The sequence below is a fragment of the Methanoregula sp. genome (assembly GCF_002835825.1).
Lineage (GTDB): Archaea > Halobacteriota > Methanomicrobia > Methanomicrobiales > Methanospirillaceae > Methanoregula.
In genome coordinates this window covers 1-5197 of sequence record NZ_PIZH01000149.1, presented here as the reverse complement: position 1 = coordinate 5197, position 5197 = coordinate 1, and the positions used below count along the sequence as shown (strand labels likewise).

The 5197-nt window shown below is 56.5% G+C and carries 7 protein-coding genes and 2 pseudogenes; all 9 read right to left on the bottom strand.

Going from position 1 to position 5197, the window contains the following annotated elements; translation table 11 throughout:
* A pseudogene (locus CW742_RS06730) lies at positions 1–207 on the bottom strand (hypothetical protein); the annotation flags it as partial.
* Positions 207–638 carry a GNAT family N-acetyltransferase gene (locus tag CW742_RS06725; protein ID WP_292418221.1) on the bottom strand — a complete coding sequence of 144 codons (432 nt, stop codon included), beginning with the start codon at positions 636–638 and terminating at the stop codon, positions 207–209. The pseudogene CW742_RS06730 and the gene CW742_RS06725, both read right to left, overlap by 1 nt.
* Before the next feature lie 130 nt (positions 639–768).
* The gene (gene cmk / locus CW742_RS06720) at positions 769–1305 is read right to left on the bottom strand and encodes a (d)CMP kinase (protein WP_292418218.1); all 537 of its coding nucleotides are present in this window, start codon (positions 1303–1305) and stop codon (positions 769–771) included.
* The gene (locus tag CW742_RS06715; RefSeq protein WP_292418216.1) at positions 1305–1916 is read right to left on the bottom strand and encodes a DUF106 domain-containing protein; all 612 of its coding nucleotides are present in this window, start codon (positions 1914–1916) and stop codon (positions 1305–1307) included. The genes cmk and CW742_RS06715 overlap by 1 nt, the downstream gene beginning before the upstream one ends.
* A 4-nt stretch (positions 1917–1920) precedes the next feature.
* Positions 1921–2493 carry an adenylate kinase gene (locus tag CW742_RS06710; RefSeq protein ID WP_292418213.1) on the bottom strand — a complete coding sequence of 191 codons (573 nt, stop codon included), beginning with the start codon at positions 2491–2493 and terminating at the stop codon, positions 1921–1923.
* A 22-nt stretch (positions 2494–2515) separates the two neighbouring features.
* Positions 2516–3949: a preprotein translocase subunit SecY gene (secY, locus tag CW742_RS06705; protein ID WP_292418211.1), complete on the bottom strand. Its 1434-nt coding sequence runs from the start codon at positions 3947–3949 to the stop codon at positions 2516–2518.
* A gap of 26 nt (positions 3950–3975) precedes the next feature.
* Complete coding sequence (locus CW742_RS06700; protein WP_292418209.1) at positions 3976–4407, bottom strand: uL15 family ribosomal protein; 432 nt, start codon at positions 4405–4407, stop codon at positions 3976–3978.
* 5 nt (positions 4408–4412) lie between these two features.
* A complete protein-coding gene (locus CW742_RS06695; protein WP_292418206.1) occupies positions 4413–4874 on the bottom strand; it encodes a 50S ribosomal protein L30 in 462 nt (153 codons plus the stop codon).
* A pseudogene (gene rps5p, locus CW742_RS06690) lies at positions 4874–5197 on the bottom strand (30S ribosomal protein S5); the annotation flags it as partial. The pseudogene rps5p and the gene CW742_RS06695, both read right to left, overlap by 1 nt.

The window sequence follows — 5197 nt, the reverse complement described above, 5'->3', positions numbered from 1 at the left end:
GGGGCGGAACCGTGTCACGCTGCCAAGGGTGCTTGCAAGGATGAGGTTCTTCTCCACGTACGCAAAGGTATAGCCTGCGAAATGGTTCCAGCAGACCATGTTGGTGAACGTGTTGTCCGAGTGGAGCTGCGGGTAGACCGCGTAATGCTTCTCGAAGAACGCCCGGTCTGCAAGGGTGACCGGCCGGAAGTCATCCTGACTGAGCATCAGTGGCCTCCCTTCCACAGCAGGGGGATATGTCCTTCCATGCGATGGAAGCCTAACGGCCGGTAAAACTCCCCGGTATCCGGTTCAGCGACAAGCCCGATCCACGTGATCCCGGATTCCGTGCACCTCCGCACCAGGGTGGCAACGATCTCTTTTCCGACTCCTTTGTTCCTGCAGGCCGGAAGGACGACGAGATCCTGGATATACCCATCAGAGATCCCGTCCGAGATAACCCGCCCCATGCCGACAGCTCGCCCGGTCTTCTGGTCGACAGCAACGGCAAAGGCAAAACTCTTCCGGATCAGTTCCGGCAGGGATGCAGGATCATACTCATCCTTCCACCACCCGCCGGCATGGTAGAGCTGAACAATCTCGTCCGAGTTCCAGCTTTCCACGACACGGACGACAATGCCGTCACCCTGTGCAGTCATTCTTTCGTGTATAGTTACCGTGCTTTTTCTAAAAAAACTCTCTGGAGAAACCAGAACCCTGAAAAAACCATAAATAACACCTGTCCAGCGGGTGAATACACGGAATGCTGAAAAGATCGATCTTCCGGTATTACGTGCCCGGGTTCAGCCGGGCGATAGCGGTATCGATGATGGCGCCAAGGCCGTCGACATCCCAGTGTTCTGAGTTGAGGATGACATGATAGATCGAAAGATCGTTGATATCGATATCATAATAGGAACGGTACCGGTCCGCTTCGCATTGTTCGCGCTCCAGCGTGAGTCTCTTTGCGATCTCTTCATCGGCGACCTGGTCGCGGAAGACAATGCGCTTGATCCGGCACCCGATAGGTGCATAGATCCAGATCTTCAGGTCTGCATTGTCGACCATCCAGCCCGAGAGCCTGCCTTCGACAACGATATTGTCGCTTGCCTCGGCAATCTCTTTCTGGCGTGCATCGATCATCTTGTCATAACGGGGGTCCTTCCTCGCAAGGTCCCCGAACCGGGCAAGCTCCATGTTGTGCTCTTTTGCCAGCTGGCGGAAGACCTCTCCCGCCGAGATCATGGTAAACTTGTGGCGCTCTGCAAGGTACCGTGAGAGGGAGGTTGTCCCGCTCCCGGGCAACCCGCTCACGGTGATCCGCATCAGAGGCCCCCGATATTCAGGGCCTTCCTGATGACCTGCGAGAGCGTGATGGAGCAGATCATGTACCAGAAAATCCAGGCCGGTATTATCCAGATGATTGCCGCATTCAGGTCTACCGTGCCGAAATAGGGCATGGTAATTGTTGCTGTTGTGTGGGCGAGCCGGTACAACAGCCAGAAGAAGATGGGGACCGAGAGAATGAGGATATAAGTCATCGGCTTGAACTGCTGCTGGGACAGTTCGAGCTGGTCCTTCATCATCCGATCCTTCTTGGCATCCAGTTTCTTGATCTTCTTCTCGTCCTGGGAGAGCGTTGCCTCACGGTACTCCTTCTGGAACTCCTTCATCCGTTCCTGCGACTCGGTCATCTTGTCGTAATCGATCGTGTATTTCTGGACAATCGAAGAGTAAAGACCAGTGAGTGCCGACAGGATAATGATCAGGACATAGAACGGGACACCGAAGGTGACGAGCAGGGGAGCGAACAGGGCATCGATAGCCTGTCCGACACCGACACGGAGCCACTCGATCGTATACGCTCCCATCATGAGGAACATGAAGCCAAACGTAATCCAGAGGTTGTACTCCTCCCAGAACTGCTTGAAATTCATGGGTTCACCGGAGAACGTCTGCCAGATCTGCCGCCGAACGTTCGAGCAGGAAATCTGCGTTGGTGATGATCCTGATGGTGCAGCCGGTCAGCATGGCATAGGCCGCTGCAATTGACCGGTTGAACTGCTGGTGCTCAGCGATCGAGCGCGATCCTTCCTTGTCCCGGGACCGCGTCTCATCGGTGAGCCTCCGCATGAGGATCTGGTCATCATCGGTCTCAACGAGCACAATGATATCGGGCATGATCTCGCGCAGGACCCATTCAGGGAGTCCGGCAAGATAGCCCTTGGGTGTCTTGACGGATGCGTGGGTGTCGATCAGGACATTGCCCGTGATCCTGGCAATGGCCTGGCCTGCTTTCTGCTGCAGCCGCTTCTGGACTGCCCGATCGAGTGTGCGCATCTGGTCCCGGTCCTTGACGATGTTGTCCGCCTTTGCAACCTCGAACATGAACGTGCCGAAGTTGAGGGACTGGTACTCGATGCCCTCACTTTTGAGTTTCTTTAGTGCTTCGTTGACGACCGTGGTCTTCCCGACTCCGGGAACACCGGTAATGATAACCTTCTTTCCTTCCATCCTGGTCCCTTTCCTTGTTGAATCACTCTTTTCCAAAGAATGTCCGCATGAACGGGTACATCTCCATGATCTGCTGGCTTGCTATCTCTTCATAGAGACGGTAGGTGATACTCACTGCAAGCAGAAGACCGGTTCCGCTGACAGACCCGATGACACCAAAGAGGTTTGCCACGACACTGAGCAGACCAATGAAGACGCCACCGATGATCGTCACGCGGGGGATGTACCGGTCAAGGTACTTCTCAAGTACCTGCGGGTTCCGGCGGTAGCCGGGGATGGACATACCGGACATCTGGATCTGGCGGGCGACATCCTTGCTGTCAAGCCCGGCGGTTTTGATCCAGAAGAGCGCGAAGACTGCCCCACCGACCACCATGAATGTGCTATTGATGCCAAGACGTAATAGCACCTCCCATGGGGCGTGGCCGAGATCCATTGTCCACCACATCCAGTCAGCCGGCCCGTGGATCGGGGCAAGGAAGTACATAATGCCGTCCTGCGGGGTGGAGCCACTGAACGTCCCGAGCGTCGTTATCCCGACATTCGAGAGGAACATGCCCAGCATCTGGATGTTTGCAAGGAGCACCATCACGAGGATCATCGGCAGAACGCTTGCATAAATGAGTTTTACCGGGAACCGTGCGCGGGCACCGCGGATCTGTGCGTGGGCCAGCGGGATCTCGATCCGGGTGGATTCCACGTACACGATGACAAGGAAGATGGCGATGGTGGTGACGAAGGCAAGCATGTCGGACCCGAAATAAGCAAGGTAATTCCCGCCATCAAGGCCGATGGCAACAAGCCGGGGGAAGAAACCGACCGGGTACTGGTCCTGGATGCTGGCCCAGCTGATGAAACCGTTGACGAGCGCCTGGGAGATACCGGCAATGATAAAGAGACCGACACCGGAACCGATACCCCATTTGGTCACCACTTCATCCATGAGGAAGATGAGTACGCCGCCAATACAGATCTGGATGAAGATCAGGAGGGATACTGCAAAGAGGTCTCCGCCAAAGAACTGGTTTGCGATGATCGCGTCGGGCTGCATAAAGCCACCGATGATATTCGGGGCGGCCTCGATAACGATCATGACCATGATGAGCACCTTCTGCAGACCCATGTACATGACCTGCCCGCGCGTATCGCTCGTGTCGATATGCAGGATGTCTGCACCTTTTAAGAGCTGGAGCACGATGGATGCCGTGACGATCGGCCCGATTCCAAGGTGGACGATCGAACCGCTTGCCCCGGCAAGGAGTGCACGGTAGGCAGCGAGAAGGTCCGCACTATCCGGGGACAGTCCGAAGACCGGGATGTTCGTGAGGACAAAATACAGGATTAAGATTCCCACAGTCCAGATCAGTTTGTTTTTGAAATGGACGTGGCCCTCCGGGCTCTTGACTGCGGGCATCGCAGCGAGCAGGGGTTCCATTCGATCCAGCAGGTCTCCCATGGTTTCACCAAAAAAATACTATTGTGTTATTCTACAACCTGGGCTTTCCCGCCCATCTTTTCAATCTTTGCTTTCGCAATTTCAGAGAAGGCCGTTGCGGAGACGTTGATCTTCTGCGTGACCCTGCCGCTGCCGAGAACTTTTTCGATTCCCATGTCAGCGGTGTTGATCACGATCGCATCCCCTTCCTTTTTGGCGATTCCCTGCGCAAGGAGGGAGGGCACGATCTGGTCCAGCGCGCCGACGTCGATAGTAGTCACGTCGACAGAGGTCTGGTTGCAGAAGCCGTTCTTGCCAAACACCGGGCCTCCCATTTCCTTGTACCACTTGACAAAGTGGTGGGCGTTGATGCCGGCACGCCCCCGGCCGCCGCGGTTTCCTGCGCCGCGCCGGTTCTTGTGAGTGCCGCCACCACAGGTCCGCGATCCGCGGAATTTTGAACGCTTGTTGGTTGGCATCCTTTTCACCTCATCTTATAGAGGAGAGTATTGATCTCCTGCCCATAATAGCCAAGCGCTCCTCCCTGGGGGAAGGTCCGCTTGGTGGTCTTGTATCCCTTACGCGGGGGGTGCAGGCGCAGCACGGGCTTTAAGCCCGGCATGTCGCGCAGCTTTGTCTCACCGGTGGCAAGTGCCTTTGCAAAGTCTGCAATGCCGCCAAAGGTCGAGTTGGACTTGATGTACTCATCCGTGAGCGGTGCATCGCCAATGACCCTGCCGCGGGTCTGCAGGAGGGTCTCGACGGTTGCTGCATCTACTTCGCCAAAGGCCACGTAGTCCTTGACTTTCCGGATCATGCCGAGGTTCTCGGGCGTGTCCGGGATGAGGACGCAGTGGTTGATGTGGTGCAGGCGGAGCATCTTCAAGGTGTCCTTGATGTCCTGGCGGGTCTTCACCACGCCGCGGACCTGAACAACCGCGTACATTACTGTACCCTCCCGGTCCGGATCATATTGGTGGCCCGGAGTGCGTTGAAGGTGGCCTTTGCAAAGTTGATGGTGGTGCGGGTCTGGCCGCGTGCAAAGGTCCAGGCATCCTTGATGCCGGCGAGTTCGAGCACCTTCTTGCTGATGTCACCGGTGACAAGCCCGATACCCTGCGGTGCGGGCTTGAGAGTGACCTTGACGCTGCCGGCGACGCCGGTGACCTGCATGGGGATCGCGTGAGCTGTATCGCGGCCGCATTCCCAGCTGTCCCAGCCACTCCCAACCCTACCACGGGACCTCTTTGCCCTTCCACTCGCCGTCGT

What these genes read in the sequence shown, in the direction of transcription:
- CW742_RS06695 (WP_292418206.1), bottom strand. Translation starts at nt 4,874, where the DNA reads ATGTACGCGGTTGTTCAGGTCCGCGGCGTGGTGAAGACCCGCCAGGAC.
- CW742_RS06725 (WP_292418221.1), bottom strand. Translation starts at nt 638, where the DNA reads ATGACTGCACAGGGTGACGGCATTGTCGTCCGTGTCGTGGAAAGCTGG.
- secY (WP_292418211.1), bottom strand. Translation starts at nt 3,949, where the DNA reads ATGGGAGACCTGCTGGATCGAATGGAACCCCTGCTCGCTGCGATGCCC.
- CW742_RS06710 (WP_292418213.1), bottom strand. Translation starts at nt 2,493, where the DNA reads ATGGAAGGAAAGAAGGTTATCATTACCGGTGTTCCCGGAGTCGGGAAG.
- CW742_RS06715 (WP_292418216.1), bottom strand. Translation starts at nt 1,916, where the DNA reads ATGAATTTCAAGCAGTTCTGGGAGGAGTACAACCTCTGGATTACGTTT.
- CW742_RS06700 (WP_292418209.1), bottom strand. Translation starts at nt 4,407, where the DNA reads ATGCCAACCAACAAGCGTTCAAAATTCCGCGGATCGCGGACCTGTGGT.
- cmk (WP_292418218.1), bottom strand. Translation starts at nt 1,305, where the DNA reads ATGCGGATCACCGTGAGCGGGTTGCCCGGGAGCGGGACAACCTCCCTC.